Origin of the sequence: Streptomyces sp. HUAS ZL42, assembly GCF_040782645.1 — a bacterium.
Lineage (GTDB): Bacteria > Actinomycetota > Actinomycetes > Streptomycetales > Streptomycetaceae > Streptomyces.
Window position 1 is genome coordinate 4,071,983 of sequence record NZ_CP160403.1, and the last position, 26,515, is coordinate 4,098,497.

Below are 26,515 nucleotides of genomic sequence, written 5' to 3' on the forward strand. Positions count from 1 at the left end.
CGCGTCACCTTGTGCCTCCAGGCTGGTACGTATCGTCACCTGTGCGGTCGACCGTCTCGGACGCCTGCCCGAGCTCTTGTTGTTTCAACCGCCTCCGCACTCTCAACGACGGTCACTCGAAAGAGTTACGGGGCCACATGCCGTCTTCGGCACTCTACGTGAGGGGGCGGACACGTGCAGACAGGCGCAGCAGGACCCTCAACGTTTCATCACAACCCATGCCCCGTTTAGCCCCATTTCTTCCCATTTACTGATGTCTGAGGCTAGATTCGCAATGGGTCATATTTTCATCTCCTTAGATCGTACTTGTACGGTCGTAGACACCGTATCCGCTCTGAACGGCTACAAGGGGTCGCACAATGGCAGATTTCTCCCGCCTTCCCGGACCGAACGCGGACCTGTGGGACTGGCAGCTGCTGGCCGCCTGCCGCGGTGTGGACAGTTCGCTCTTCTTTCATCCGGAGGGCGAGCGCGGAGCGGCCCGGAGTGCTCGTGAGAACTCGGCCAAGGAGGTCTGCATGAGATGCCCGGTGCGCGCGCAGTGCGCGGCGCACGCGCTGGCGGTGCGTGAGCCGTACGGCGTGTGGGGCGGGTTGACCGAGGACGAGCGCGAGGAACTCATGGGGCGGGCGCGCAACCGACTGGTGCCGGCCTCGACGACCGGCGGAAACACCCCCTCGAACACTTGAAGGAACGTTTCTGCAATAAGATCGTTTCCACAACCGCGAAGGGCACGCGCATGCGTGCCCTTCATTTTTGTCGGCGGGCCGCCCGTCCCAGTTGCTCCAGCGTCGCCGCCACCGCCGGCACCTGGGCCAGGTCGGGCAGGGTGAGCGCGACGATCTCCCGCCGCACGGCAGGCTCCAGTGTCACCGTCCGTGCGCCCCGTGGCCGTACGGACTCGATCGCGAGCTGGGGCAGCACCGCGACACCGAGTCCGGCGCCGACCAGGCCGACGACCGCCGGGTAGTCGTCGGTCGCGAAGTCGATGCGGGGCGTGAAGCCCGCCCCCTCGCACACCTCGACCAACTGGCCGCGGCAGCGCGGGCAGCCCGCGATCCAGGGCTCTCCGGCGAGTTCCCCGATGGAGACGGAGTCCGCGCGCGCGAGCCGGTGGCGTTCGGGAACCAGACCGACCAGACGGTCCATGAGCAGGGGCCGTGCGACGAGGTCGTCCCATTCGTCGGCGGTCGCCGCGCCCTCGTACCGGAAGGCGAGCGCGATGTCGCACTCGCCCTCGCGGAGCATCTCGACGGACCGCGGCGGCTCCGCCTCGACCAGGGAGACCCGGGTGCCGGGGTGCGCGGCGCGCAGGGCGGCCAGGGCGGTCGGTACGAGGGTGGAGCTGCCGCTGGGGAAGGAGACGAGCCGGACCCGGCCGGCGCGCAGCCCGGCGATGGCGGCGACCTCCTCCTCGGCCGCGGTGAGCCCGGCGAGGATGCCGGCCGCGTGCCGCACCAGGGCCTCGCCCGCCTGGGTCAGGCGCATCTCGCGGCCGTTGCGGACGAGCAGGGGCGTTCCCACCGACGCCTCCAGGGCCTTCATCTGCTGGCTGACCGCCGGCTGGGTACAGCCCAGCTCGCGGCCGGCCGCCGAGAAGGAACCGGTGGTGGCGACGGCACGGAGCACGCGGAGGTGACGGGCTTCGATCACACGTCGAGCATAAGCACTGCTTGGATACGGCGCCGAATGATGCGTCGACGCTTTGACGGCGGTTCCCTGGCGTGCCGTCCATGAAGCTTCTGTCAGTGAACGTGGGCCGTGCGACGCCCGTGCCGTACACGGACAACCCCGAGGGTGTGACCGGCATCGACAAGCGGCCGGTGGAGGGGCCGGTGCGGGTGGCGGTCCCCGGTCCCAAGGGCATCGCGGGGAGCGGGCCGGCCGGGGACGCGGTGTGCAGGAGGGAGCACCACGGCGGCGACCAGGCCGTGTACGCCGTCGCGCGCGAGGACCTCGACGACCGGGAGCGCGAACTGGGGCGGTCGCCGGCGGGCGGCGGGTTCGGCGAGAACCTGACGACGCAGGGCCTCGACGTGTCCGGCGCGCGGATCGTGAGCGGTGGCGCACAGGGCCCGAAGTGGTCCTCGAGGTCACCTGCGGACGGATTCCGTGCTTCACCTTCCAGGCCCACATGGGTGAGGAGAAGTGGGTGAAGCGGTTCACGGCGAAGGGGGCGCCGGGCGCGTACCTGCGGGTGATCGAACCGGGTGAGATCCGTGCGGGCGACCCGACCGAGATCGTGCACCGGCCGGACCACGACGTGACGGTCGCCCTGCAGTTCCGGGCGGTCACGCTCGAGCGGACGCTGCTGCCGAGGCTGCTCGCGGCGGGCGAGGCGCTGCATCCGGAGTCACTCGCGGCGGCCCGGAAGTACGTGGCAGAGCACGGGGCCTGAGGCACGGTCACGACGACGCTGTGCGCACCGGGGCTTCACCGTCGGGAGGCCCGGTGCACGGAGCGGACGCCGATACTCCGGGTCACTAACCTTCTGCCATGACAACGGCTCTGATTACGGGATCGACCGCGGGGATCGGTGCCGCCTTCGCGCGGCGGCTCGCGGCGGACGGGCACAACCTGGTTCTGGTGGCACGGGACACCAAGCGGCTTCGGGAGCAGGCGACCGAGTTGCACGACCGGCACGGCATCGAGGCGGAGGTGCTGACGGCCGACCTGGCGACCGACGACGGCATCGAGGCGGTGGCCGAGCGCCTCGGAAATCGCAAGAACCCCGTCGACCTGCTGGTCAACAACGCCGGCTTCGGCAACAAGGGCCGCTATCTCGACGTGGCGATGGCCGACGAGCTGAAGATGCTCAAGGTGCACTGCGAGGCGGTGCTGCGGCTGACCTCGGCGGCGACCGAGGTGATGCGGGAGCGAGGGCGCGGCGGAGTCGTCAATGTGGCCTCGGTGGCGGCGTTCGTGCCGCGCGGGACGTACGGCGCGTCCAAGGCGTGGGTCGTGCAGTTCACGCAGGGGGCGGCGCGCGATCTCGCGGGCAGCGGGGTGCGGCTGATGGCGCTGTGCCCGGGGTTCGTGCGGACGGAGTTCCACGAGCGGGCCGGGATGGGGACGGACAACATCCCGGGCTGGATGTGGCTGGACGCGGACAAGCTGGTGGCGTCGGCGCTGAACGATCTGGCGCGGGGCAAGTCGCTGTCGATCCCCGATCCGCGGTACAAGGCGCTGATGGGGCTGGTGAAGGTGACGCCGAGGGCGCTGCTGGGCGGGATCAGCTCCCGGACCGGGCGGAAGTACGGGCCGCAGTGAGGGTGGCGTCGCGCCGAGTGGTGCAGCCGTGCGGGCTGCACTGGTCCGGATGGCCTGTCGTCGGCAGACGGGGCCGGGTCTCGGGGCCGCTGCGGGAGCCGGTCAGGGACGGCACGCTCTGCCCGGCGCCCCGGTGCCGGACCGATCACCGCCGTGACCTGCGACGTCGCGAGGGCTGCCCCGGCTGCACCACTCGGCGCGACGCCATCGCAGTGAACCGTCCTCCGATCAGGTGACGTCGGCCCTCCGGTGGGAAAATGGGCGTGACCACAACCGGCACCCAGGGGGGCCTGGAGGCGGCGTCATGACCTTCGTACAGCTCATCGACTGCAAGACGAGTCGGCTCGACGAGATGAACCGGCTGATGGACACGTGGGTCGAACAGACCAAGGGGAAGCGGACCGCGACGCACACGGTGGTCGGCAAGGACAGGTCCGACGCGTCCCACGTCATCGAGATCGTGGAGTTCCCGTCGTACGAGGAGGCGATGCGGAACTCGAACCTCCCGGAGACCGACCGGATCTTCCAGGAGCTGGTCGCCCTGTGCGACGAGACACCGACGTTCACCGATCTGGACGTCGTGCGGGACGAGCAGTTGTACGCGGCCAACGCCCGGCGGTTCTTCGAGACGCTGGCCACGAAGGGCCGGCTGCCCGCGCTCGACGACCTGATCACCGAGGACTACCACGACCACGATCCGTCCAACGTGCAGGACGCCATCGGCATGGACGCGATACGGCGCGAGATGGAGATGTGGCGCAGCGGCTTCGACTTCTCGTTCACCGTCGAGGACCAGCTCGCCCAGGGCGACCGGGTGTGCACGCGTTGGACCTGGAACGCCACCCACAAGGGCGAGTTCATGGGCATTCCGGCCAGTGGGAAGCAGGTCTCGATGACCGGGACGACCATTCATCGCTGTGCCCTGGACGGGAAGATCGCCGAGGGCTGGTGGCAGTACGACCGGCTCGGGCTGATGGGGCAGCTCGGGGCGCTGGACGCGCTGGAGAGGTAGGACGCGCGAAGGCCCGGCACCCCCAGGGGGTGCCGGGCCTCACGTACGGCTCAGCGACTCACGTCAGTGGGCGTGACCGTGGCCGTGGCCCCCGGCGGCCGGCTCTTCCTCTTCCTTCTTCTCGACGACCAGGGTCTCGGTCGTCAGCAGGAGGGAGGCGATGGAGGCGGCGTTCTCCAGGGCGGAGCGGGTGACCTTCACCGGGTCGATGACGCCGGCCTTGACCAGGTCGGCGTACTCGCCGGTGGCGGCGTTGAAGCCCTGGCCCTTCTCGAGCTCGGCGACCTTGGAGGTGATGACGTAGCCCTCCAGGCCGGCGTTCTCGGCGATCCAGCGCAGCGGCTCGACGACGGCGCGGCGGACGACGGCGACACCGGTGGCCTCGTCGCCGGTCTTGTCGAGACCGCCCTCCAGGACCTTGGCGGCGTGGACCAGCGCGGAGCCACCACCGGAGACGATGCCCTCCTCGACCGCGGCGCGGGTCGCGGAGATGGCGTCCTCCAGACGGTGCTTCTTCTCCTTCAGCTCCACCTCGGTGGCGGCGCCGACCTTGATCACGCACACGCCGCCGGCCAGCTTCGCGAGGCGCTCCTGGAGCTTCTCGCGGTCCCAGTCGGAGTCCGTGTTCTCGATCTCGGCCTTGATCTGCGCGACGCGACCCTGTACGTCGGCGGAGTCGCCGGCGCCGTCGACGATCGTGGTGTCGTCCTTGGTGACGGTGACACGGCGGGCGGAGCCGAGCACGTCGATGCCGACCTGGTCGAGCTTGAGGCCGACCTCCTCGGAGATGACGGTGGCGCCGGTGAGGACGGCCATGTCCTGCAGCATCGCCTTGCGGCGGTCACCGAAGCCCGGCGCCTTGACGGCGACCGCGTTGAAGGTGCCGCGGATCTTGTTCACGACGAGGGTGGACAGGGCCTCGCCCTCGAGGTCCTCGGCGATGATCAGCAGCGGCTTGGAGGAGTTGGTCTGGATGACCTTCTCCAGCAGCGGCAGCAGGTCGGCGATGGAGGAGATCTTGCCCTGGTTGATGAGGATGTAGGGGTCCTCCAGGACGGCCTCCATGCGCTCCTGGTCCGTCACGAAGTACGGCGACAGGTAGCCCTTGTCGAAGGCCATGCCCTCGGTGAAGTCCAGCTCCAGGCCGAAGGTGTTGGACTCCTCGACGGTGATGACACCGTCCTTGCCGACCTTGTCCATCGCCTCGGCGATGAGCTCGCCGACCTGCTGGTCCTGGGCGGACAGCGCGGCGACGGCGGCGATGTCGGACTTCTCGTCGATCGGGCGGGCCGACGCGAGCAGGTCCTCGGAGATGGCGGCGACGGCGGCGTCGATGCCCTTCTTCAGGGCGGCCGGGGAGGCACCGGCGGCGACGTTCTTCAGGCCCTCGCGCACCAGCGCCTGGGCGAGCACGGTGGCGGTGGTGGTGCCGTCACCCGCGATGTCGTTGGTCTTGGTCGCCACCTCCTTCACCAGCTGGGCGCCGAGGTTCTCGTACGGGTCCTCGATCTCGACCTCGCGGGCGATGGTGACGCCGTCGTTGGTGATGGTGGGGGCGCCGAACTTCTTGTCGATGACGACGTTGCGGCCCTTGGGGCCGATCGTCACCTTGACCGTGTCGGCCAGCTTGTTGACGCCGCGCTCGAGGGCGCGACGGGCGTCCTCGTCGAACTTCAGGATCTTCGCCATGGGAGCGTGAGCCCTCTCGGAAATCTAGGTGAAAAGAGACTGCGCCCCCGGCGCCCGGCCAGTTCTTCGGTCGCGGGGGCCAGGGGCGCAGCTCAAAGCAATTGCTTCGGGGTGAATTACTTCTCGATGATCGCGAGCACGTCGCGAGCCGAGAGGACGAGGTACTCCTCGCCGTTGTACTTCACCTCGGTGCCGCCGTACTTGCTGTACAGCACGATGTCGCCGGTCTTCACGTCGAGCGGAAGGCGCTCGCCGTTCTCGAAGCGGCCCGGGCCCACGGCCAGGACGACGCCCTCCTGGGGCTTCTCCTTGGCGGTGTCCGGAATGACCAGGCCAGAGGCCGTGGTCTGCTCGGCGTCCAGCGGCTGGACCACAATGCGGTCCTCGAGCGGCTTGATGGCAACCTTGGAGCTGGCGGTCGTCACGATCCGACCTCCCCCTTCGGAGATCTCACGGGGTTAACTGTCTGAGGTGGCGACCAGGTCGATCCGTCGTCGCGGGTGCCGGACCTGCCCGTCGCGTTGTTGGCACTCTCCAGGGGGGAGTGCCAGAGCCGAGACTATGACTGTGGTTAGCACTCGGTCAAGCGGAGTGCCAATTGCCTGCGGCGCGGCGCGGGTTTTCGTGTCGGCGTGCGCTCTGTGCAGGGCACCCGGTGTCGGGGTTGCCGTCGCCGGGGGGGGCTGCCGCCCCCAGACCCCGCTTCGGCCCCGAACGGGCCTCGGCCTCGAACACCCGACGGGCCGGGATTGCCTACAGGTAGTCCTCCAGCCGCCCCACCGTCAGCCCCCGTCCCTGGATCTCCCGCAGCAGGCGCCGCGTGCGTTCGATCAGGGTCAGGCCGGTCGCCTCGTCCGGGTCCACCGCGACGATGTCGCCCGCGCGCAGCCCGTCGCCGCCGTCCGTGAACGTCAGTTCGCCGTTCTCCTCGAGGGAGGCCCGCCACAGCACCACGGCCGAGATGCCGCAGTCGGCGGCCGCGTGGAGGGTCGTCGTGTCGTAGGTGCCGTAGGGCGGGCGGAAGAGGCGGGGGCGCAGGCCGAAGCGGGCGCGGAGTTTGTCCTGCTGGCCGCAGATCTCGGCGCGCTGGCCGGCGTAGGGCAGGCCGCGCAGGGCGGGGTGGTCGAGGGTGTGGTTCTGCATGCTCGCGCCTACCGACTGCAGGCGCGCGAAGTGGCCGTACCCCGGGCCGACGACGCTGTCCGTGAGGAACATGCTCACCGGGAGGCGCAGTTCGCGGACCATGTCGACGAACCGGGGGTCGCGTTCGGCGCCGTCGTCGTAGGTCAGGAAGACGACCTTGTCGCGGGTCGGGACGTGATCGACGACGGGCGGGAGAGCGGTCGAGCCCTTGGCGCCAAAGAGGGGGCGCGGCGCCGGCTTGGGGGCCCGGGGCAGCGGGTCCGTGAGGCCCCAGTGGCGGTACGGCGGCTGTGCGGCCGGGTCATGGGGTCGTACCCGCTCGGCCGCCTTCTTGCCCAGCCGTTCGATCGGGTCGACGGACTGGGCGCAGCCGGACAGCGGCAGCAGCACGGCCGCGGCGAGCAGGGCGGCGACCAGGGCCCGCGGCCTCACAGGTAGTCCTCCAGCCGGGCGACCGCGTATCCCTTCTCCGTGACCTTGTTCAGGAACCGGCGGACCATGTCGGGCATGGTGCCCTTCCACTGGTTCGGGCCGCGGAAGTGGGTGAGGACGATGTCGCCCGGGTGCAGGTCCCGGTCCCCCTCGCGGTAGTCCCAGTGGTCGACGAAGACCTCCTCGTCCCAGAGCGGGACGTACCTGATGCCACAGCTCTTCGCGGCGCGCAGGGTGTCCTGGTCGTAGCTGCCGTAGGGAGGGCGGAAGACGGTCGGGCGCTTGCCGTAGTGCCGGCCGATCACGTCCTGCATGCCGCAGATCTCGCGTTTCTGGCGGGCGTACGGCAGGCCCCGCAGGGAGGGGTGGTGGAGGGTGTGGTTGTTCAGGGTGACTCCGCCGGCCTGCATCTTCGCGAAGTAGCCGTAGTCCTCCTTGACCAGGTAGTCGCTGAGGAAGGCGGTGTACGGCACCTTCAGTTCGCTCATCATCCGCAGGAACGTGCGATCCTTCTCGGCACCGTCGTCGACGGTGAGGAAGACGATCCGCTGTCCGGTGGGGATCGTGGTGAAGACGGGCGGCAGGCCGAGTTCCTCGTGGTCGTCGACCTCGAAGCCCTTGCGGGTGGTGATCCTCGGCTTGCTCGCCGGGGGCGGCGGGGCGGTGAGGGGGACCTTCTTAAGGCCCCAGCGCTTGGTGGCGAGCGTGCGGGCGGCGTGGCCGGCGCGCAGTTTCGCCGCGTAGGAGTCGAGGGCTCGGGCGGCGGGGGCCTGGTGGGCCTCCTGGCCTGGCGCGGGGTGGCCGTCGGGGCCGTCGGCCGTACCGCCCTGCACACAGCCGGAGGCGATGGCCGCGGCGGCGAGCGCAGCTGCGCCGGCGCGGGTCCCCGCGCGCCGACGCATCCAATTTTTGTCATTTTGTACTACGACTCGCATGGTGCCGGATCCTCCCAGCCCACCACCCGGAAGCCGGCCCGACACCGCCACCGGGAGCACACGATCCACCGACTGGCCGACAATGAACCGGTGAAGAACGAGCTCGACGCCCTCCGCACTCCCGAAGGCCGCGCCCTCCTCGATGAGGTCCGTGACACGAACCCGGCCGACGAACTCGCCGTCGCCACCCGGCTGCGTCGCGAGCATCCCGCGGAGCTCGTGTCGGCGGCGCTCGGCCAGGCGCGGTTGCGGCAGCGGGCGGCGGCGAAGTTCCCGGCCGAGGACGCCGGGCGGATGTTCTTCACGCCTCACGGGGTCGAGCAGTCGACGCGGACGAGCGTGGCGACGTACCGGGCGGGGCGGTTCAGGGATCTCGGCGTGGCCTCCGTCGCCGACCTGTGCTGCGGGATCGGCGGTGACGCGATCGCGTTCGCCCGCGCCGGGATCCGGGTCCTGGCCGTGGACCGCGACCCGCTGACGGCGGCCGTGGCGCGCGCGAACGCGGACGCGCTCGGGCTCGGTGATCTCATCGAGGTGCGGGAGGCGGATGTCGCGGAGGTGGACACGTCCTCGTACGACGCCGTGTTCGTGGATCCGGCGCGGCGGGGCGGCCACGGCCGCATCTTCGATCCGGAGGCGTACTCGCCGCCCCTGTCGTGGGCCGTCCAGGCCGCCGCGAAGGCTCCCCGCGCCGCTCTGAAGGTCGCTCCCGGCATCCCGCACGAGGCCGTTCCCGACGGCGCCGAGGCCGAGTGGATCTCGGACGGCGGGGACGTCAAGGAGGCTGTGCTGTGGTTCGGGACCGAGGCGGGTGCCGTACGGGCCACCCTGCTGCCCGGGCCGCGCAGCCTGCTCTCCCGCGGCCTGCCCGACCCCGAGGTCCGGCCCGTGGGACGGTACTTGTACGAGCCCGACGGCGCAGTCATCCGCGCGCATCTGGTCGCGGAGGTGGCGGACCGCGTCGACGGCGGGCTGGTCGACGCCACCATCGCGTACGTCACGGCGGACGAGCTGCACCCTACGCCGTACGCCTCGGCCTACGAGATCACCGACCGACTCCCCTTCAACGTCAAGAAGTTGAAGGCGCTGTTGCGGGAGCGCGAGGTCGGGGTCCTGACCGTGAAGAAGCGCGGGTCGGCGGTCGAGCCGGAGGAACTGCGGCGAAAGGTACTCCCCAAGACACACGGCCCCCATTCGGCGACGGTGTTCCTGACCCGGGTGGCGGGGGCGCCGACGATGCTGGTCGGCCGTCCCGCCTGAGTCGGGCACCCGGCCCGAGTCGGGCACCCTGCCGGAGTCATGCGCCCCACCCGACACAGGCACCCCTCCCGACACAGGCACCCCTCCGAGACGGGCACCCCGCCGAACCAGGGCGTACCTCCGAGACGGGCACCCGACCGAAACGGGCACCCTGCCGAAGTCATGCGCCCTGCCCGAGACGGGCACCCCTCCCGAGACAGGCACTTCCTCCGAACCAGGCCGTGCCCTCTGAGTCGGGCACCCGACCGAGACAGGCACCCTGCCGGAGCCATGCGCCCCACCCGACACAGGCACCCCTGCGAGACAGGCACTTCCTCCGAACCAGGCCGTGCCCTCTGAGTCGGGCACCCGACCGAGACAGGCACCCTGCCGGAGCCATGCGCCCCACCCGACACGGGCACCCCTCCGAGACGGGCACCACGCCGAGACGGGCACCACGCCGAACCGGGTGCCCCTCCGAACCGGGTGCCCCTCCGAACCGGGGCGGGCCCTCTGAGTCGGGCATCCGACCGAGACGGGCGCCTCCTCCGAGCGAGACGCGCACCCGAGACGGGCACCGCCCCCGAGAACGGCGCCCTGCCGGCTCACGCCCGGCCCGAGACGGGCACCCGGCCAAGCCGAACACCCGCCCAAGCGGGACGCGCACGCCCCGTCCGATCAGGACGTCTCCGCCGCTCTCCGCAGCAGCAGTTCGCGCTCCCGTTCGTTCCGCGTGAGCGTCGCCGCGCGTTCGAACTCCGCCCTCGCCTCCGCTGTGCGGCCGAGGCGCAGTAGCAGGTCGCCGCGGACGCTGGGAAGCAAGTGGTAGTCGTGCAGGGCCGGTTCGGTGGAGAGGATCTCGACGATCTCCAGGGCCTTGGCCGGGCCCTCGGCCATCGACACGGCGACCGCTCGGTTGAGTTCGACGACCGGGGACGGGGTGCGGGCGGCGAGCAGGGTGTACAGGGCCGCGATGCTCTTCCAGTCGGTCTCCTCGTAGGTGTACGCGTGCGCGTGGCAGGCGGCGATGGCGGCCTGGAGGGCGTACGGGCCGGGGGCGCCGGTGGCGGTGGCGTCGGCGCGGCCGAGGGCTCTGATGCCGCGGGCGATGAGCATGCGGTTCCAGCGGCGGCGGTTCTGGTCCTTGAGGAGGACCGGTTCGCCGTCGGGCCCGGTGCGGGCGGCCGTGCGGGACGCCTGGAACTCCAGGAGGGAGGTCAGGGCGTGGACCTCCGGTTCCTTGGGCATCAGGGCGGACAACTGGCGGGCCAGCCGCAGCGCGTCCTCGCACAGGGACGGGCGCAGCCAGTCGTCGCCCGCCGTGGCGGCGTACCCCTCGTTGAAGATCAGGTAGATGACGTCCAGGACCGAGCCGAGACGAGCCTCGCGGTCGGGGCCGTACGGCACCTCGAAGGCGACGTTCTTCGTCGCCAGGGTCCTCTTCGCCCGCACGATGCGCTGGGCCACCGTCGCCTCGGGGACGAGGAAGGCGCGGGCGATCTCGGGGGTGGTCAGGCCGCCGAGGAGGCGCAGGGTGAGGGCGATGCGGGCCTCGGGGGACAGCACCGGGTGGCAGGTCGTGAAGACCAGGCGGAGCAGATCGTCGTCGATGTCGTCGGGGTCGGAAGGCTCCTCCGGAGGTGCCGTCGTCTCCAGGTCGCGGCCGATCTCCTGCAGCTTGCGGGCGTAGTTCTCCCGGCGGCGGATCAGGTCGACGGCGCGGTGCCTGGCGGTGGCCGTCAGCCAGGCGCCCGGGTTGTCGGGCACGCCGTCCCGGGGCCACTGCTCCAGGGCGGCGACCAGCGCGTCCTGCGCCAGCTCCTCGGCGATGCCGAGGTCGCGGACGATGCGGGCGACGGCGGCGACGACGCGCGGGGACTCGATCCGGAAGACGGTCTCGACGGTGTCGCGCGGGTCGACGGTGGGCTGCGGTGTCACAACCCACCATCGAACACCCGACGCGGCTGCGGGCCAAGGACGCTCAGCCCTCGGCGATCTCCCGCACCTCGCAGGTCACCGTCCAGTACTCCTCGTGCACCTTCAGGAACCGCTTGGTCCACTCGAGGGCCTCGGCCTTGTCCTTGCACTGCATGATCGCGTAGCCGCCGACGACCTCCTTGGACTCGGTGAAGGGCCCGTCGGTGACGGAGATCTTCCCGCCCTCCCAGTGCACCCGCGTGCCCTGGACGGACGGGGTCAGCCCGCCGGTGTCGAGCATGACGCCGGCCTTCGTGACCTCCTCGATGAGCTCTCCCATCCGTTGCATCAGCTCGGGGCTGGGGCCCTCGGCGGGCATGGTGCTCTCGTCGATCTGCACGAGCGACAGGTAGCGGGGCATGGTGTCTCCTCAGGTCGGATCGGCCGGGTTCTTCCCGGGCTTTCAACCATGCGTCGAACGGCGGTCACCGGGATCGACAGCCTCGCCGGATTTCCTCGAAGATTTTTCCGCCGCTGTCCGGCCGCTACTTCAGCGACTCCCACAGCTCGCTCGCCGCCGGCTCCTTCGCCACCACCCGGTTGGGGTCCGACGGGGCCGTCACCACCGGCATCGTCACCGTCGTCACGTTCTCCGCCGAGAGGCCCTTCAGGCTCTGGCCGAGGCTCATCAGCTCGCTCAGCGAGTCGAGGCCCGTGTCCGTGGTCAGGCTCCCGGTGATCGTGTCGGCGACCTCGTAGAGCCCGGCGGGGTCGGTCAGCAGGTCGGTCGACGCGATCTGTTCCAGCAGGGCCTTCACGAGCTTCTGCTGCAGGCCTATCCGGCCGAGGTCGCTGCCGTCGCCGATGCCGTGCCGGGTGCGGGCGAGGGCGAGGGCCTGCTCGCCGTTCAGATGGTGGGTGCCGGCCGCGAGGTGCAGGTGGCTGTCGTCGTCGTCGATGTCCTCGTCGGTGGTGACGGTGACCCCGCCGAGCGCGTCGACGAGCTTCGCGAAGCCCGAGAAGTCGATCTCGATGTAGTGGTCCATACGGACCCCGGTGACGGACTCGACGGTCTTCACCGCGCAGACCGGCCCGCCCACCGAGTACGCGCTGTTGAACATCGAGTTGTACGCCACCGCCGTCGACCCCCCGGACGACAGCGGACAGGACGGCCGGGTGACCAGGGTGTCGCGCGGAATGCTCACCACGGTGGCCGTCGTGCGGCCCGCGTCGATGTGCACGACCATCGCCGTGTCGGAGCGGGCGCCCGAACTGTCGCCGCCGCCGAGCTCCTGGTTCTCCTTGCCGCTGCGCGAGTCGGAGCCCAGCACCAGGATGTTCAGGGCCTCGGTCGGCAGCCGGGAGGCCGAGGCCGAAGGAGACGGTGTCGTCACCGACTTGGCGGGGCGGTCGCCGCCGAGCGCGTTGTCGATGTCGACGCTCTTGATGTTGTCGTTGAGGTGCCAGTAGGCCCAGCCCGCCGTCCCGACGCCCAGCACCAGGACGGCAGCCAGAGTGAGGCCGGCGGCCTTCAGCACTTTCGACCGCCGGCCCACTCTTCCGCCGGCTTCGTCCCGCTCCTCGTGTCGCGTCACGGGGAGGAACGTAGGTCCGAATTATTAGGAGACTGTTAGGAGTGGGGAGCCGAGCCGGATTTCTTGAGGAAATCCCATGATTCTCAGCCCAGTGTCACCGTGGGCACCGGATTGCTCCCGCTCCACGACCCGGTGAACCCGAAGGTCACCGACCCGCCGTCCGCGACCGTCCCGTTGTACGAGGCGTTCAGGCACGTCACCGCCGCGCCCGACTGGCTGCACGTCGCGTTCCAGGCCTGCGTGATCTGCTGGCCCGCTCCGTACGTCCAGCTGACCTTCCAGGACGTGAGGGAGGCCCCGGAGCAGGAGATCCTCACCTGTCCGGTGAAGCCGGTGTTCCACTGGTTCGCGATGCTGTACGCCGCCGTGCACGCGCCCGTCGGAGGCGGTGTCGTCGTACCGCCGCCGAGTGCCTCCGCGATCGCGTAGTAAACCGGTTTCGGCGCGTAGTTCTCGTCGTACGGCGTCGCCGCCCCCTGGCCGGGGAAGGTGCTCGGGATCCAGGAGTCGGAGTCGGTGAAGCCCCAGACGGTGATGTTGACGCAGCGTGTCAAGGCGACGCACGCGGCCACGACCGACTTGTAGTCGGCCGCCTGCTGGGCCAGTTTGTTGCTGTCCGACGGGAGTTGCATCCGGATGTCCAGCTCTGTGATCGCCACGTCCACGCCCAGGTCGGCGAAGCGCTGCATGTTCTGCTGCAGGGTGGCGGGGACCTGGCCGAGGATCAGGTGCGCCTGCAGGCCCACTCCGTCGATCGGAACTCCCCGCTCCTTCAGGGACTTGACCAGGTTGTACAGGGCGGTGCTCTTCGCGTTGACGCCCTCGACGTTGTAGTCGTTGATGTAGAGCTTGGCGGCCGGATCGGCGGCCCGGGCCCAGGTCAGGGCGTTCGCGATGTAGTCGGCGCCGAGGCCGTTGTACCAGAGGGTCGAACGGTAGGTGCCGTCCTCGTTGAAGGGCTCGTTGACGACGTCCCAGGCGGCGATCTTGCCCTTGTAGCGCGTGACCTCGGTGTTGATGTGGTTCTGCAGCAGGCTGCTGAGCTGGGCGGACGTCCAGCTGCCGTTGGTGAGCCAACTCGGGTTCTGGCTGTGCCACACCAGGGTGTGGCCGCGCACCTGCTGGTTGTGGGCCTGCGCGAAGGCGACGATCTGGTCGGCCTCTGCCCAGTTGAAGTTCCCCTGGGTCGGCTCGACCGAGCCCCACTTCATGGCGTTGCCCGGGGTGAGCGAGTTGAACTGCCCGCCGGCGATGTCGCCGTACGTCCCGGTCAGCTTGGAGCCGGTGACCGCCGTGCCGATGACCTTGCCCTTGGCGGCAGCGAGGTCGCGGAGGGGCGTGTCGGCGGCGTGCGCGGTCGTCGTGCCGGCGGCGAGCAGGGCGCCTACGGTGGTGAACCCGGCGAAGAGCGCGACCAGGCGTGTCCGTAAGGGGAGTCTGGAGGTTCTCGAGAATCTGGAGGTTCTCATTGCGGGTGCCTCCGAAAGTTTCGGTATTGCAACCGATTGACTTCGGAGGAGTGTGGAGGCGCCCGCCACACCCGTCAATACGTCAACTTCCGGCCAACGGCGCCCCGGTGCTGCTCCGCACCACCAGACTCGTCGCCAGCTCCACCCGGGTCGCCGTCGGCGCCCCCTCCCCACGCCCCAGCTCCAGCACCAACCGGGCCGCGGCCTCGGCCATCTCCATCAGCGGCTGCCGTACGGTCGTCAGCGGCGGCCCCACCCAGCGCGCCACCGGAAGGTCGTCGAACCCGACCACGCTGAGGTCCTCCGGGATGCGCAGTCCCATCTCGCGGGCGGCCTCGTACAGGCCGAGCGCCTGGAGGTCGTTGCCGGCGAAGACGGCGGTGGGCCGGTCCGGCAGGGCAAGCAGCTCGCGGCCGAGCCGGTAGCCCGCCTCGTGATGGAAGTCACCGGTCCTGACCAGCTCCGGATCGACCGGCAGCCCGGCGGTCTCCAGGGCCGCCCGGTAGCCGTCGATCCGCGCCCTGCTGCACATCATGGGCGGGGGCCCGCTGATGGCCCCGATCCGCTCGTGCCCCAGCTCGACCAGATGCCGGGTGGCGGCGAGCCCGCCCTGCCAGTTGGTGGCCCCGATGGACGGCACGTCGGCGCCCGGATCGCCGGCCGGGTCCATCACCACGAACGGGATGGACCTGCTGGTGAGCAGCGCCCGCTGGGACTCGTCGAGACCGGACAGCACGAGGATCACGCCGTGCGGGCGGCGGGCTGCGACCTGGTCGGCCCAGGTCCGCCCGGGCGTGAGCCGGCCGGCGCTCTCGCTCAGCACCACGCTCAGCCCGGCGTCGCGGGCCACGTTCTCCACGCCCCGGATGACCTCCATCGCCCAGGCGCTCTCGAGTTCGTGGAAGACCAGGTCGATCAGGGGCGAGCGGGTCGCCTCGGCCCGGCGGCGCCGATAGCCGTGGGCACGCAGCAGTTCCTCGACGCGGGTCCGGGTCGCCGGGGCGACATCGGCGCGGCCGTTGAGGACCTTCGAAACAGTCGGCGCCGAGACGCCGGCCTCGCGGGCGATCTCCGCGAGCGTCGCGGTCTGGGTCGAATGCCCTGTCGTCTGGGTTTCAGCGGGCTCCGGGGCTGTCATGGCGGCGATCGTATCCCTGCAGGGCCTCTTGACGAACCCCTTCCCACACCATAGGTTCCCGGAACATTCGGAATTAGCTTCGAAACATTCGTGAGATCGTCCATCCGACAGGAGTCTCATGATCACCGCCCCCTGGCGTGACCCCTCCCTGCCCGCTGCCGCCCGCGTCGACGACCTCCTCTCCCGGATGACCCTCGAGGAGAAGACCGCCCAGCTGTACGGGGTGTGGGTGGGCGCCGAGACGGACGGCGAGGGAGTCGCCCCGCACCAGCACGACATGACCGCCGACCCCTCCGGCAGCGACTGGGACGAGCTGATCACCCGGGGGCTCGGTCAGCTGACGCGGATCTTCGGCACGGGCCCCGTGGACCCGGCGTTGGGCGCGCAGGCGTTGTCCCGCGCCCAGCGCCGCATCATGGAGGCCGGCCGCTTCGGCATCCCGGCGGTCGCCCACGAGGAGTGCCTGGCCGGTTTCACGGCCTGGCGGGCCACGGCGTACCCCGTTCCGCTGGCCTGGGGTGCGACCTTCGACCCGCCCCTGGTCGAGGACATGGCCCGGCACATCGGCCGCGACCTGCGCTCGGTCGGTGTCCACCAGGGTCTGGCGCCCGTCCTGGACGTCGTACGGGATCCGCGCTGGGGCCGGGTGGAGGAGACGATCGGCGAGGACCCGTACCTCGTCGGCACGATCGGCACGGCGTACGTCCGCGGCCTGGAGTCGGCCGGGGTCGTCGCCACGCTCAAACACTTCGCCGGGTACGCGTCCTCGGCGGGCGCCCGCAACCTCGCCCCCGTCCGGGCCGGGATCCGCGAGTTCGCCGACGTGACGCTCCCCCCGTTCGAGATGGCGCTGCGCGAGGGCGGGGCGCGCTCGGTGATGGCGGCGTACACGGAGACGGACGGGGTTCCGGCGTCGGCGGACCCGTCCCTGCTGACCGAACTCCTGCGGGAGGAGTGGGGTTTCACGGGCACGGTGGTCGCGGACTACTTCGGCATCGGCTTCCTCGAGACCCTGCACCGGGTGGCCGGAACCCCCACGGAGGCGGCACACCTGGCGCTGGCGGCGGGCATCGACGTGGAACTGCCCACCCTCAAGTGCTACGGCGAGTCGCTGGTGTCGGCGGTCCGGGAAGGCGTGGTCCCCACCGAGCTGCTGGACCGGGCGGCCCGCAGGGTCCTGCTGCAGAAGTGCGAGCTGGGCCTGCTCGACGAGGACTGGGAGCCGGGGCTCCCGGAGTCGGTCGACCTGGACTCGACGGCGAACCGCGCCCTGGCCCGCCGCCTCGCGGAGGAGTCGGTGGTCCTGCTGGACAACCCCGACGGCCTGCTCCCGCTGGCCCCCGACACGCGGATGGCGGTGGTGGGCCCGAGGGCGGCGGACGCACTCGCGATGCTCGGCTGCTACTCCTTCCCGTCCCACGTCCTCACGCACCACCCCGAGGTGCCGATGGGCATCGAGATCCCCACGGTGCTGGAGGCCCTGCGCGCCGAACTCCCGGACGCGAAGGTGACGTTCGCGGAGGGCTGCGGGGTGTCCGACCCGGACACCGCGGGCTTCGAGGAGGCGGTGGCGCGGGCGTCGGAGGCGGACGTGTGCGTGGCGGTCCTGGGCGACCGGGCGGGCCTGTTCGGCCGGGGCACCAGCGGCGAGGGCTGCGATGTGGCGGACCTTCGGCTGCCCGGGGTGCAGGGCGAGTTGCTGGACGCGCTGGTCGCCACGGGCGTCCCGGTGGTCCTGGTCCTGCTGACCGGCCGCCCGTACGCGCTGGGCCGCTGGCACGGGCGGCTGGGGGCGGCGGTCCAGGCGTTCTTCCCCGGGGAGGAGGGCGGCCCGGCGGTGGCCGGCGTGCTGTCGGGCCGGGTGAACCCGTCTGGGCGGTTGCCGGTGAGCGTGCCGCGGGTGCCGGGGGGTCAGCCGTGGACGTACCTGCAGCCGCCGCTGGGGCTGGCGGGCGAGGTCAGCAATCTGGATCCGACGCCGCTCTACGCGTTCGGGCACGGGAGGTCGTACACGAGGTTCGTCTGGGAGGACTTCACGGGCGCCGGGGAAACCGAGATCGCCACGGACGGCTCGTACGACGTGTCGGTGACCGTGCGGAACGCGGGTGAGCGGGCGGGGGCGGAGGTCGTGCAGCTGTATCTGCACGACCCGGTGGCGTCGGTGACACGACCGGACGTACGGCTGATCGGCTACCGGCGGGTGGAGCTGGCGCCGGGTGAGGCACGCCGGGTGACGTTCCGCTTCCATGCGGATCTGTCGGCGTTCACGGACCGGCGAGGCCGGCGGGTCGTCGAACCAGGGCTGCTGGAGCTGCGGTTGGGGGTGTCGAGTGCGGAGGTGCGGCATGTGGCGCGGCTGACGGTGACCGGGGCGGTACGGACCCTGGGCCCGTTGCGGCGGCTGCGGTGCGAGACGGAGGTGTCGTGACCGCCTCCGTCCGCGCCTCCTCTCGGGCCAGGAGTCGTCGCGCCGTTCGGCACAGGCGAGGTCACCCGCCGCCCAACCCGCTCAGCTCCTCCCCACCGACTCGAACCGCCAGCGGTGGACGGCTCGCGTGACCAAGTCGGGAGCGGGCTCGGGCAGTTCCGGCAGCTCCGCGTCGTACTCCGCATCCCACCACGTGACGACCAGCACCCGGTTCTGGGGCGCGCGGAACGTCTCCCGGCGCAGGGGCTCGGCGGCCAGCTCCTGCGCCCGTACCCACGCGAGCAGGTCCTCCCCCCGCCCGGCCACCGCCCGCGCCTCCCACATCAGCGCGACCGTCACGAGTACAGGTTCTCCTTGCTGACCTCGTGCACATGATCGTGGCCGGGGCCGTGCGCGGAATTCCCCGGCACATGAGGATCCGTCACCGGCAGCGACGAGTCCGCCGACAGGTCCCAGGAGGACGCGGCCCGGCCGCGGGCCACCATCTCCGCGCCCAGCGCCGCCACCATCGCCCCGTTGTCCGTGCACAGCTTCGGGCGGGGCACCCGGAGTTCGATCCCCGCCGTCTCGCAGCGGCTCTGCGCGAGCGCCCGCAGACGGGAGTTGGCGGCCACACCGCCGCCGATCATGAGGTGGTCGACGCCCTCGTCCTTGCAGGCCCGCACGGCCTTGCGGGTGAGCACGTCCACGACCGCCTCCTGGAAGGAGGCCGCGACATCACGCACCGGGACCTCCTCGCCCGCCGCGCGCCTGGCCTCGATCCAGCGGGCGACCGCCGTCTTCAGGCCGGAGAACGAGAAGTCGTACGCCGGGTCGCGCGGGCCGGTCAGGCCGCGCGGGAACGGGATCGCGTCCGGGTCGCCCTCGCGTGCGTAGCGGTCGATGACCGGGCCGCCCGGGAAGCCCAGGTTCAGGACCCGTGCGATCTTGTCGAAGGCCTCGCCCGCCGCGTCGTCGATCGTCGCGCCGAGCGGGCGGACGTCCGACGTGATGTCCGTGGAGAGCAGCAGGGAGCTGTGCCCGCCGGAGACCAGCAGGGCCATGGTCGGCTCCGGCAGCGCCCCGTGCTCCAGCTGGTCCACGCAGATGTGGGAGGCGAGGTGGTTGACGCCGTACAGCGGCTTGCCCAGTGCGTACGCGTACGCCTTCGCCGCCGAGACGCCGACCAGCAGGGCGCCGGCGAGGCCGGGTCCCGCGGTCACCGCGATCCCGTCGAGGTCGCGGGCGCTCACCCCCGCCTCCTTCAGCGCGCGGTCGATCGTCGGCACCATCGCCTCGAGATGCGCCCGGGAGGCGACCTCCGGCACGACCCCGCCGAAGCGGGCGTGCTCGTCGACGCTGGACGCGACGGCGTCGGCCAGCAGGGTGGTACCGCGGACGACGCCGACGCCGGTCTCGTCGCAGGAGGTCTCGATGCCGAGGACGAGTGGTTCGTCCCGCGAGTCAGCCATGGATCTCGGTTCCTTGTACGGAGGTTGACGGGTCGGTCAGTCGCATCACCAGGGCGTCCACGTTCCCCGGCTGGTAGTAGCCGCGTCTGAAACCGATGGCTTCGAAGCCGAAGCGCTCGTAGAGCTTCTGCGCCGGGATGTTGTCGATCCGGCACTCGAGCATGACCTCGGCGCACTCGAAGGCGGTGGCCGCGCGGAGGAGTTCGGTGAGCAGGCGTCCGCCGAGCCCCGTGCCCCAGTGGGCGCGGTCCACGGCAATCGTCTGGATGTCGGCAAGGTCGCCGGAAGCGGCCAGGCCCGCGTACCCCACGATCCGGCCGGCGTCCTCCGCCACGACATAACGGCGTGTGGCCTCCGGCCCGCGGGCATGCGCGAGCTCGGACCAGAACATGCCCCGCGACCAGGCGTCCTCGGGGAAGAGGTCCTTCTCCAGCTCGAGCACGGGGTCGATGTCCCACCAGCGCATCTCGCGCAGTCGCGGGGTCATGGTCGTCTCGGTCACTTGGGGGTGACCACCTTGTAGTTCTTGGGGACCTGGGCGTCGGGCCGGCGCAGGTACAACGGCCGGGGCGCCGGAAGCTCCTCGCCGGCCGCCAGTTTCTCGGCGGCCAGCGAGGCGAGCGCGGCGGCGGACACGTGCTCCGGCTCGTGGACGTTCTGGAAGGTGTCGGGGTAGAGCAGCGCGCCCGCGCCGACGGCCGGGAGCCCCGCCACCTGGTCGGCGATGTCCGCGGGCCGGTCGACGGCGGGGCCGGAGATCCGCGTGCGGGAGTCGGCGTACCGCGCCCAGTAGACCTCCTTGCGCCGGGCGTCGGTCGCCACGACGAAGGGGCCCGTCCCGATGTCGGAGGCGTAGGCCAGGCCGTCGAGCGTGCACACGCCGTGCACGGGAACGCCCAGCGCGAGCCCGAAGGTGTCGGCGGTCATCAGCCCGACCCGCAGCCCGGTGTAGGGGCCGGGTCCGATGCCGACGACGATGCCGGTGACGGCGTCGAGCTTGAGTCCGGCCTGGGCGAGCACGCGGTCCACGGCCGGCAGCAGCAGCTCGCCGTGCCGGCGCGCGTCCACCTGGCTGGACGAGGCGATGACGTGCGTGCCGTCGTGCAGCGCGACGGTGACGGCGGGGGTGGCGGTATCCAGAGCGAGCAAGAGCACGCAAACAGCCTACGGCTCCTCGCGGCCCGTGTCGGACGCCCCGGTCGGACGGTCACCTACTGCTACGGTCGCCCCGATCACGACGTACGACGAAGAGGTGGACGCCGGTGGCAGGCAACAGCTCGACTTTCGTGGCCGGGCTCACCGCGGCGGCCCTCGCGACGGTCGGGTTCCTCGCCTACCAGGCGTCGGCGAGTGCACCCGCGGAGCTGGGGGAAGGGCACTCGGGCGCCACTCCCGCGGCACCGAAGAAGGCATCCCGGGAGACCGGGAACCGCACCGCGCTGCCCGGTGACTCCGGTACGGGCGTACGGGTCGTGTACTCGCTGGGCGACGACCGGGTGTGGCTCGTCGGGGCGGACAGGAAGGTCAAACGGACGTTCCCGGTGACCCCCGGCAGTGTGGATCCGGCCCCGGGCACGTACCGCGTCACGTCCCGATCGGGCTCCGTCACCGGTACCGACGGCAGCCCCGTCGAGCACGTCGTGCGTTTCGCCGGCGTCAAGGGGGTGACCGTCGGCTTCAGCGCGGCGGTGGACGGCTCCATGGAGCAGGTGACCGACCCGGCGGTGAAGACGGGCGGCATCCGGGAGTCACGCGCGGACGGCGACGCCATGTGGGACTTCGCGAGGATCGGCCACAAGGTGGTCGTGATCCCCTAGCGGCGTCCGCCGGACGGACCCTAGGCGGCTTCCCGGTGCTCCGTGGGCCGCCCTGCCGGCTCGGTCCTCGTCTCGGGATCGGGCTCGCGCGGCGGCGTGGAGATCGCCGTCGCCGCGGCGCACGAGGCCAGCAGGTCGTGCATGGACACCCCGGCGAGCACGCGCGGCCGCCCCTGCGCCGTGCGGGACGAAGCGCTCTCCGTAGCCGACATGGACGCCTCCTGAGGTTCGGGGGCGGGCGTAGTTAGGTAGACCTAACTACGGACTGGATACCATGTGACCACGTGCAAGACGTCGAACGCAACATTTTGCCGACGTCTTGTCGGAATGTTCAGCGGACCGGCCCCGCAGGGGGGCGCGCTCAGGCCGCGAGCACCGTCAGGTCGACCGACGCCCAGCGCTCCCCGAGCCCCGACACGGTCACGTGCCGCACTTCGTCGGTCGTGTCTCCCACGGCCCGGTGGATGACGACCTGCAGCCGCTCTTCGGTCAGCTCCTCCACCTTGCCCTCGCCCCACTCCACGACGATCACGGACTCGGGCAGCGAGACGTCGAGGTCGAGGTCCTCCATCTCGTCCAGGCCGCCGGAGAGCCGGTACGCGTCGACGTGCACGAGCGGCGGGCCGCCGCCCAGGGAGGGGTGCACACGGGCGATCACGAAGGTCGGGGAGGTGACAGCGCCACGGACACCGAGGCCCTCGCCGAGCCCGCGGGTCAGCGTCGTCTTGCCCGCGCCGAGCTCCCCGCTGAGCATCACGAGGTCGCCGGCGCGCAGCAGCTTGGCCAGGCGGCGGCCCAGCTCGCGCATCTGGTCGGGCGAGGTGACGGTCAGCTCGATGTCAGCCGGGCTGTGCGGTGCTGCTGGTGGTTCCATAGCCACTCACGTTAGCCCCTGCGGGCACGGCACCCGCACGGGTGAGGAGGTCGGCGAGGCGGTCGGTGACCACTTCCGGGTGTTCCAGCATCACCAGGTGCCCGGCGTCCGGGACGAGCACCAGCTCGGCGTCCGGCAGCAGGTCGGCGATCGCCTCGCTGTGCTCGCTGGGGGTGACCAGGTCCCCGATGCCGGCCAGCACCAGGACCGGCATGTCGGTGAAGCAGGCGAGGGCCTCCGTCTTGTCGTGGTCGGTGAAGGCCGGATAGAACTCGGCGACCACGTCGATCGGTGTGCCCTCGATCATCCGCTCGGCGAACCGGGCGACGGCGGGGTCGACGTCCCGGGAGGCGAAGGAGTACCGCTTGATGATGCCGGCGAACAGGTCGGCGGTCGCCCGGCGCCCCTTCTCCACGAGGGCGGCCTGCTGGCCAAGGGCCTTCAGCACTCCGGGGAGTACGCGCCGCACCGCGTTGACGCCCGCGACGGGCAGCCCGAAGTTGACCTCGCCGAGCCGGCCCGGCGACGTACCGACGAAGGCGGTGCCGACGACCCGGTCGCGGATCAGCTCCGGATACAGCGCGGCCAGCGCCATGACGGTCATCCCGCCCATGGAGTGCCCGACGAGCACGAGCGGCCCGTCCGGTGCGGCGGCGTCTATGACGGCCTTCAGGTCGCGCCCCAACTGGTCGATGGTGACGGGCATGTCGTCCTGGACCTGCGCCACCCCACGCCCGGACCGCCCGTGGCTGCGCTGGTCCCAGTGCACGGTCCGTACGACGCCCCGCAGCGCCGCCCGCTGGAAGTGCCAGGAGTCCTGGCTGAGGCAGTAGCCGTGGCTGAAGACGACGGTGACGGGGAGCGGCGCCTTGCGCCCGAAGAGCCGTCGTCGGCGCGGTGCGAGTCCCCCCTCCGGCTCGACGTCGTCGACCTCGTAGTACAGCTCGGTGCCGTCGTCGGCGTACGCCTTGCCGGGGGTGCCGCGCAGGCCGCCGTACGGTCCGGCCGAGTCGAGGGCGAGGCGTGCCTTGCGCCGCATCCCCCGGCCGACCGTCATCCGCTCTATGGCCACACCGGCGGCCGCGCCCGCGGCGACGACGCCTATCGCGGCGCCCGCGATGCCGGTCGCCCTGCGCCAGTTGCCGGCTGCCGCCCCCGTGGCGGAGGCGACGGCCGCGACGGCCTCCACGCTGCTCTCGCTCACGTACCGCTCCTCTTCGCTGGGTTGGGGGTGTTGCCGTACTACGAGTGCCAGGTCGTACAGATGTCCTGTCCTACAGGTGCTCTGCTTCCTGGGGATTACCCCGGATCACGCGTCCTGTTCCTCATTCACATAGACGCGGGGAACGCGCGTTCCGATCCGGGTGACGATTTCGTACGCGATGGTGCCCGCCGCCTGCGCCCAGTCCTCGGCGGTCGGTTCGCCGCGGTCGCCGGGGCCGAAGAGTACGGCCTCCGCGCCGGCCCGGGGCTCGTCCCCCCCGAGGTCGACGACGAACTGGTCCATGGCGACCCGTCCGGCCACCGTCCGCCACTTGCCGTCGACGAGGACCGGGCCGCTGCCCGAGGCGTGCCGCGGAATGCCGTCCGCGTAACCGACCGGGATCAGGCCGAGGGTCGTCTCGCCCGGAGTGACGTACCGATGCCCGTAACTGACCCCGTGTCCGCCCGGCACGCGCTTCACCAGCGCCACCGACGCCGCCAGCGTCATCACCGGGCGCAGGCCGAAGTCGGCCGGGGTGCCGATCTCGGGGCTGGGCGAGATGCCGTACAGCGCGATACCGGTCCGTACGAGGTCGAAGTGGGCCTCGGGAAGGGTCAGCGTGGCGGGCGAGTTGGCGATGTGGCGCACCTCCGGCCGCAGGCCCTGCCCTTCCGCGTACGCGAGCATCTCCCGGAAGCGGACGAGTTGCGCGGCGATGGAGGGATGCCCGGGTTCGTCGGCGCACGCGAAGTGCGACCACAGCCCGGTGACCCGGACGAGCCCCGCACGCTCCGCCCGCAGGGCCTCGGTGACGAGCTCGGCCCAGTCCTCCCCCGGCTGGCAGCCGTTGCGCCCGAGCCCGGTGTCGGCCTTGAGCTGTACGCGGGCGACCCGGCCGGCGGTCCTGGCCGCCTCCCGGACTTCCTCCAGGGCCCACATCCCGCTCACGGACACGTCGAGGTCGGCCTCGACGGCCTGCCGCCAGGGCCCGCCGGGCGTCCACAGCCAGCACATGATCCGCACGCCCGGCGGCAGCCCGCCCCGCTCACGCAGCGCGAGGGCCTCCTCGGGCGTGGCCGTGCCGAGCCAGGTGGCACCCGCCTGCACGGCCGCACGGGCACACGGAATCGCCCCGTGCCCATACCCGTCCGACTTGACGACGGCCATCAGGGCCGCACCCGGGGCGAGGGCACGCAGGGTCCGCACATTGGCCCGCAGGGCGGCCAGATCGATCTCGGCGCGGGCCCGCAGGGACGCGGTCGGCAAGGGTGCTTTCTCAGTCATGGCGTCCCCAGTGTCTCAGAGGGGTCGGACAGCCCAGGGGTCCGCCAGCACCTTTAGAAACGGCGAATCAGGACAATTCGGGACCAAATTGGGGCTCTGGCGGCGCAGGCCGGCAAGACCAACGAGCCACTGCCGGCCCCCACCCATCCCGCTGACTCAGTCCCGCACATCCCGCCAGGCCCCCGGCAGCGCCTCCGCCACATCATGCGCCCCCACCGGCGCCCCGTCCGCCGCGAACCGCCCCGCCAGCCCGTGCAGATACGCCGCCGCACTGCCCGCGTCCACCGCACGCAGCCCGGCCGCCAGCAAAGACCCCGCCAGCCCGGACAGCACGTCCCCACTGCCGGCCGTGGCCAGCCAGGACGTACCGGTCGGGTTCACCCGCACCGCACCCCCACCCCCGGCATCCGCGACCAGCGTGGTCGAGCCCTTGAGCAGCACCGTCGCCCCGTACCGGGCGGCCAGTTCCCGCGCCGACGACAGCCGCGCCCCCTCGACCTCCTCCCGCGCCACGCCCAGCAGCGCGGCCGCCTCCCCGGCGTGCGGGGTCATCAACGTCGGCGCCGTACGGGCGAGTACGGCGTTCCGGTCGGCCAGCCGCAGCCCGTCCGCGTCGACGAGCACCGGCACGTCCGCCGCCAGCACCTCGGCCACGGTCGCCGCGTCGTCCCCGGCCCCCGGCCCGACGACCCACGCCTGTACCCGCCCGGCCCGCTTCGGTCCCCGGTCGGACACCAGCGTCTCCGGGAAGCGGGCGATGACCGCGTCCCCGGCCGGCCCGACGTACCGCACGGCCCCCGCCCCGCCCCGGAGCGCCCCGGACACGGCCAGTACGGCCGCCCCCGGATACCGGGCCGACCCGGCGGCGATCCCCACGACCCCCCGCCGGTACTTGTCGCTCTCGGCCCCCGGCACCGGCAGCAGCCCGGCCACGTCCGCGTGCTGCAGCGCCTCCAGCTCGGGCTCGGCTGGCAGTTCGGGGCCGAGGCCGATGTCCACCAGCCGCACCGACCCGGCATACTCCCGCGCCGGGTCGATCAGCAGCCCTGGCTTGTGCGTGCCGAAGGTGACCGTCAGATCGGCCCGGATCGCGGCGCCGTGGACCTCGCCCGTGTCGACGTCGACGCCGCTCGGCAGGTCGACGGCGACGACGGCGGCCCGCGCCCGCCGGGCCGACTCGGCGAGCGGCGCCGCGTCCGGCCGCAGCCCGCCCTTGCCGCCGATCCCGACGATGCCGTCCACGACGAGGTCGGCGCGGCCGATCAGCTCCTCGGCGCCCCCCGTCCGCGCGACCCCGCCGCCCGCCCGCCGCAGGGCCGCGAGCCCTCCGGCGTGCGCGCGCTCCGGGTTGAGCAGCACCGCCGTGACCCCCGCGCCCCGCCGCGCCAGCCGGGCCCCGGCGTACAGAGCGTCACCGCCGTTGTCCCCGCTGCCGATCAGCAGGACGACCCGGCTTCCGTACACCCGCCCGAGCAGGTCGGCACAGGCGGCGGCGAGTCCGGCCGCGGCGCGTTGCATCAACGCGCCCTCCGGAAGCCGTGCCATCAGGGCCCGCTCAGCTGTCCTCACCGTCTCCACGCTGTACGCAGTACGCATAGGCCGAGTCTCGCGCACCCGT

The 26,515-nt window shown here is 71.6% G+C and carries 25 protein-coding genes and 1 pseudogene; 7 read left to right on the forward strand and 19 right to left on the reverse strand.

The features are described from left to right. Positions 1-359 precede the first annotated feature (359 nt). Complete coding sequence (locus ABZO29_RS18405) at positions 360-689, forward strand: WhiB family transcriptional regulator (RefSeq protein WP_367321299.1); 330 nt, start codon at positions 360-362, stop codon at positions 687-689. 61 nt (positions 690-750) lie between these two features. On the opposite strand, the gene ABZO29_RS18410 is transcribed toward ABZO29_RS18405, so the two are convergent. Then, positions 751-1,653 carry a LysR family transcriptional regulator gene (locus tag ABZO29_RS18410; RefSeq protein WP_367321300.1) on the reverse strand — a complete coding sequence of 301 codons (903 nt, stop codon included), beginning with the start codon at positions 1,651-1,653 and terminating at the stop codon, positions 751-753. An 80-nt stretch (positions 1,654-1,733) separates the two neighbouring features. Here ABZO29_RS18410 and ABZO29_RS18415 point away from each other — a divergent pair. From ABZO29_RS18415 to ABZO29_RS18425, 3 genes and pseudogenes are all read left to right on the forward strand, one after another. Beyond that, positions 1,734-2,398 (forward strand): annotated as a pseudogene (locus ABZO29_RS18415) (MOSC domain-containing protein). A gap of 98 nt (positions 2,399-2,496) precedes the next feature. Beyond that, positions 2,497-3,270 carry an SDR family NAD(P)-dependent oxidoreductase gene (locus tag ABZO29_RS18420; protein ID WP_367321301.1) on the forward strand — a complete coding sequence of 258 codons (774 nt, stop codon included), beginning with the start codon at positions 2,497-2,499 and terminating at the stop codon, positions 3,268-3,270. 304 nt (positions 3,271-3,574) lie between these two features. After that, positions 3,575-4,282 (forward strand): ester cyclase, encoded by a 708-nt coding sequence (locus ABZO29_RS18425; RefSeq protein ID WP_367321302.1) that lies wholly within the window; start codon positions 3,575-3,577, stop codon positions 4,280-4,282. A gap of 63 nt (positions 4,283-4,345) precedes the next feature. Here ABZO29_RS18425 and groL read toward each other — a convergent pair whose 3' ends face one another. From groL to ABZO29_RS18445, 4 genes are all read right to left on the reverse strand, one after another. Next, positions 4,346-5,971 carry a chaperonin GroEL gene (groL, locus tag ABZO29_RS18430; RefSeq protein WP_367321303.1) on the reverse strand — a complete coding sequence of 542 codons (1,626 nt, stop codon included), beginning with the start codon at positions 5,969-5,971 and terminating at the stop codon, positions 4,346-4,348. A gap of 116 nt (positions 5,972-6,087) precedes the next feature. Further along, positions 6,088-6,396 carry a co-chaperone GroES gene (groES, locus tag ABZO29_RS18435; RefSeq protein ID WP_055493212.1) on the reverse strand — a complete coding sequence of 103 codons (309 nt, stop codon included), beginning with the start codon at positions 6,394-6,396 and terminating at the stop codon, positions 6,088-6,090. A 328-nt stretch (positions 6,397-6,724) separates the two neighbouring features. After that, complete coding sequence (locus ABZO29_RS18440; protein WP_367321304.1) at positions 6,725-7,546, reverse strand: polysaccharide deacetylase family protein; 822 nt, start codon at positions 7,544-7,546, stop codon at positions 6,725-6,727. Further along, positions 7,543-8,448: a polysaccharide deacetylase family protein gene (locus ABZO29_RS18445; protein ID WP_367321305.1), complete on the reverse strand. Its 906-nt coding sequence runs from the start codon at positions 8,446-8,448 to the stop codon at positions 7,543-7,545. The genes ABZO29_RS18440 and ABZO29_RS18445 overlap by 4 nt, the downstream gene beginning before the upstream one ends. Positions 8,449-8,463: 15 nt before the next feature. Between ABZO29_RS18445 and ABZO29_RS18450 the strand changes: the two genes are divergently transcribed. After that, positions 8,464-9,741 carry a class I SAM-dependent methyltransferase gene (locus ABZO29_RS18450; protein WP_367321306.1) on the forward strand — a complete coding sequence of 426 codons (1,278 nt, stop codon included), beginning with the start codon at positions 8,464-8,466 and terminating at the stop codon, positions 9,739-9,741. Between the two features lie 657 nt (positions 9,742-10,398). Here ABZO29_RS18450 and ABZO29_RS18455 read toward each other — a convergent pair. The 5 genes from ABZO29_RS18455 to ABZO29_RS18475 form a co-directional block, all read right to left on the reverse strand. Next, positions 10,399-11,658, reverse strand: coding sequence for an RNA polymerase sigma factor (locus ABZO29_RS18455; RefSeq protein ID WP_367321307.1), 1,260 nt, complete (start codon positions 11,656-11,658; stop codon positions 10,399-10,401). Positions 11,659-11,701: 43 nt separating this feature from the next. Then, on the reverse strand, positions 11,702-12,058 hold the full coding sequence (locus ABZO29_RS18460; RefSeq protein WP_367321308.1) for a YciI family protein: 357 nt from the start codon (positions 12,056-12,058) through the stop codon (positions 11,702-11,704). A 124-nt stretch (positions 12,059-12,182) separates the two neighbouring features. Further along, complete coding sequence (locus ABZO29_RS18465; RefSeq protein WP_367321309.1) at positions 12,183-13,232, reverse strand: LCP family protein; 1,050 nt, start codon at positions 13,230-13,232, stop codon at positions 12,183-12,185. A gap of 83 nt (positions 13,233-13,315) precedes the next feature. Further along, positions 13,316-14,701 carry an endo-1,4-beta-xylanase gene (locus ABZO29_RS18470; protein WP_367321310.1) on the reverse strand — a complete coding sequence of 462 codons (1,386 nt, stop codon included), beginning with the start codon at positions 14,699-14,701 and terminating at the stop codon, positions 13,316-13,318. An 82-nt stretch (positions 14,702-14,783) separates the two neighbouring features. Next, positions 14,784-15,839: a LacI family DNA-binding transcriptional regulator gene (locus ABZO29_RS18475; RefSeq protein WP_367321311.1), complete on the reverse strand. Its 1,056-nt coding sequence runs from the start codon at positions 15,837-15,839 to the stop codon at positions 14,784-14,786. 118 nt (positions 15,840-15,957) lie between these two features. Here ABZO29_RS18475 and ABZO29_RS18480 point away from each other — a divergent pair, with 118 nt between their 5' ends. Further along, on the forward strand, positions 15,958-18,267 hold the full coding sequence (locus ABZO29_RS18480; RefSeq protein WP_367321312.1) for a glycoside hydrolase family 3 N-terminal domain-containing protein: 2,310 nt from the start codon (positions 15,958-15,960) through the stop codon (positions 18,265-18,267). An 81-nt stretch (positions 18,268-18,348) separates the two neighbouring features. On the opposite strand, the gene ABZO29_RS18485 is transcribed toward ABZO29_RS18480, so the two are convergent. Genes ABZO29_RS18485 through tsaB form a run of 4 tightly spaced genes read right to left on the reverse strand, consistent with a single transcriptional unit; the run spans position 18,349 to position 20,873 of the window. Continuing rightward, positions 18,349-18,606 (reverse strand): hypothetical protein, encoded by a 258-nt coding sequence (locus ABZO29_RS18485; RefSeq protein ID WP_367321313.1) that lies wholly within the window; start codon positions 18,604-18,606, stop codon positions 18,349-18,351. Continuing rightward, positions 18,603-19,718, reverse strand: coding sequence for a tRNA (adenosine(37)-N6)-threonylcarbamoyltransferase complex transferase subunit TsaD (tsaD, locus tag ABZO29_RS18490; RefSeq protein WP_367321314.1), 1,116 nt, complete (start codon positions 19,716-19,718; stop codon positions 18,603-18,605). Before tsaD ends, ABZO29_RS18485 begins: the two co-directional genes overlap by 4 nt. Then, entirely contained in the window at positions 19,711-20,205 is a 495-nt protein-coding gene (gene rimI, locus ABZO29_RS18495) for a ribosomal protein S18-alanine N-acetyltransferase (RefSeq protein WP_367326175.1), read from the reverse strand. The genes tsaD and rimI overlap by 8 nt, the downstream gene beginning before the upstream one ends. Positions 20,206-20,216: 11 nt before the next feature. Beyond that, positions 20,217-20,873 carry a tRNA (adenosine(37)-N6)-threonylcarbamoyltransferase complex dimerization subunit type 1 TsaB gene (gene tsaB / locus ABZO29_RS18500; protein WP_367321315.1) on the reverse strand — a complete coding sequence of 219 codons (657 nt, stop codon included), beginning with the start codon at positions 20,871-20,873 and terminating at the stop codon, positions 20,217-20,219. Positions 20,874-20,980: 107 nt separating this feature from the next. Between tsaB and ABZO29_RS18505 the strand changes: the two genes are divergently transcribed. Then, positions 20,981-21,535 carry a hypothetical protein gene (locus ABZO29_RS18505; RefSeq protein WP_367321316.1) on the forward strand — a complete coding sequence of 185 codons (555 nt, stop codon included), beginning with the start codon at positions 20,981-20,983 and terminating at the stop codon, positions 21,533-21,535. Positions 21,536-21,555: 20 nt separating this feature from the next. On the opposite strand, the gene ABZO29_RS18510 is transcribed toward ABZO29_RS18505, so the two are convergent. From ABZO29_RS18510 to ABZO29_RS18530, 5 genes are all read right to left on the reverse strand, one after another. Then, positions 21,556-21,747 carry a hypothetical protein gene (locus ABZO29_RS18510; RefSeq protein WP_367321317.1) on the reverse strand — a complete coding sequence of 64 codons (192 nt, stop codon included), beginning with the start codon at positions 21,745-21,747 and terminating at the stop codon, positions 21,556-21,558. A gap of 149 nt (positions 21,748-21,896) precedes the next feature. Further along, entirely contained in the window at positions 21,897-22,409 is a 513-nt protein-coding gene (tsaE, locus tag ABZO29_RS18515; RefSeq protein ID WP_367321318.1) for a tRNA (adenosine(37)-N6)-threonylcarbamoyltransferase complex ATPase subunit type 1 TsaE, read from the reverse strand. After that, positions 22,375-23,613 carry an alpha/beta fold hydrolase gene (locus ABZO29_RS18520; protein ID WP_367321319.1) on the reverse strand — a complete coding sequence of 413 codons (1,239 nt, stop codon included), beginning with the start codon at positions 23,611-23,613 and terminating at the stop codon, positions 22,375-22,377. The genes tsaE and ABZO29_RS18520 overlap by 35 nt, the downstream gene beginning before the upstream one ends. A gap of 105 nt (positions 23,614-23,718) precedes the next feature. Next, entirely contained in the window at positions 23,719-24,897 is a 1,179-nt protein-coding gene (alr, locus tag ABZO29_RS18525) for an alanine racemase (RefSeq protein ID WP_367321320.1), read from the reverse strand. A gap of 156 nt (positions 24,898-25,053) precedes the next feature. After that, the gene (locus ABZO29_RS18530) at positions 25,054-26,493 is read right to left on the reverse strand and encodes an NAD(P)H-hydrate dehydratase (RefSeq protein WP_367321321.1); all 1,440 of its coding nucleotides are present in this window, start codon (positions 26,491-26,493) and stop codon (positions 25,054-25,056) included. Positions 26,494-26,515: the final 22 nt, after the last annotated feature.

Excerpts from the sequence above, each read along its gene's own strand:
- alr (WP_367321320.1), bottom strand. The coding sequence starts at position 24,897 with ATGACTGAGAAAGCACCCTTGCCGACCGCGTCCCTGCGGGCCCGCGCC.
- ABZO29_RS18470 (WP_367321310.1), bottom strand. The coding sequence starts at position 14,701 with ATGAGAACCTCCAGATTCTCGAGAACCTCCAGACTCCCCTTACGGACA.
- tsaE (WP_367321318.1), bottom strand. The coding sequence starts at position 22,409 with ATGGAACCACCAGCAGCACCGCACAGCCCGGCTGACATCGAGCTGACC.
- groL (WP_367321303.1), bottom strand. The coding sequence starts at position 5,971 with ATGGCGAAGATCCTGAAGTTCGACGAGGACGCCCGTCGCGCCCTCGAG.
- ABZO29_RS18475 (WP_367321311.1), bottom strand. The coding sequence starts at position 15,839 with ATGACAGCCCCGGAGCCCGCTGAAACCCAGACGACAGGGCATTCGACC.
- ABZO29_RS18480 (WP_367321312.1), top strand. The coding sequence starts at position 15,958 with ATGATCACCGCCCCCTGGCGTGACCCCTCCCTGCCCGCTGCCGCCCGC.
- ABZO29_RS18405 (WP_367321299.1), top strand. The coding sequence starts at position 360 with ATGGCAGATTTCTCCCGCCTTCCCGGACCGAACGCGGACCTGTGGGAC.
- tsaD (WP_367321314.1), bottom strand. The coding sequence starts at position 19,718 with ATGGCTGACTCGCGGGACGAACCACTCGTCCTCGGCATCGAGACCTCC.
- ABZO29_RS18460 (WP_367321308.1), bottom strand. The coding sequence starts at position 12,058 with ATGCCCCGCTACCTGTCGCTCGTGCAGATCGACGAGAGCACCATGCCC.
- ABZO29_RS18510 (WP_367321317.1), bottom strand. The coding sequence starts at position 21,747 with ATGTCGGCTACGGAGAGCGCTTCGTCCCGCACGGCGCAGGGGCGGCCG.
- ABZO29_RS18420 (WP_367321301.1), top strand. The coding sequence starts at position 2,497 with ATGACAACGGCTCTGATTACGGGATCGACCGCGGGGATCGGTGCCGCC.
- ABZO29_RS18530 (WP_367321321.1), bottom strand. The coding sequence starts at position 26,493 with ATGCGTACTGCGTACAGCGTGGAGACGGTGAGGACAGCTGAGCGGGCC.
- ABZO29_RS18425 (WP_367321302.1), top strand. The coding sequence starts at position 3,575 with ATGACCTTCGTACAGCTCATCGACTGCAAGACGAGTCGGCTCGACGAG.
- ABZO29_RS18445 (WP_367321305.1), bottom strand. The coding sequence starts at position 8,448 with ATGCGTCGGCGCGCGGGGACCCGCGCCGGCGCAGCTGCGCTCGCCGCC.
- rimI (WP_367326175.1), bottom strand. The coding sequence starts at position 20,205 with ATGACCCCGCGACTGCGCGAGATGCGCTGGTGGGACATCGACCCCGTG.